Origin of the sequence: Emticicia agri (assembly GCF_004168285.1) — a bacterium.
GTDB classification, from domain to species: Bacteria; Bacteroidota; Bacteroidia; order Cytophagales; family Spirosomataceae; genus Emticicia; species Emticicia agri.
The window spans coordinates 1-320 of record NZ_SEWF01000126.1 but is presented as its reverse complement, the minus strand read 5'-3'; the positions used below and the strand labels follow the sequence as shown (position 1 = coordinate 320).

Below are 320 nucleotides of genomic sequence, written 5' to 3'. Positions count from 1 at the left end.
GCTGTAATGCTATAGGTACCCACACTTGAAAGCGTTAAGCTACTGCCTGATGAACCATTCGACCAGTTGACTGTGCCTGCACAACCACTTGCCGTTAAAGTAAGCGTGCTTGGCGAACACACTACTTTTGTAGCTGGGGCTGTAATCGTTGGAGCAGTTGGTTGAGCTACAATCTGTAAGCCAGTAACTGCCGTGCTTGCCGGAGAAATACAAGACCCAACCGTACAAGTAGCAGAAATACTATAAGTGCCTACACTTGAAAGCGTTAAGCTACTACCTGATGAACCATTCGACCAATTGACTGTTCCTGCACAACCACT

1 pseudogene is annotated in these 320 nt (G+C 46.9%); it reads right to left on the bottom strand.

Going from position 1 to position 320, the window contains the following annotated elements:
- Positions 1–320, bottom strand: a pseudogene (locus tag EWM59_RS28005) (gliding motility-associated C-terminal domain-containing protein); the annotation flags it as partial.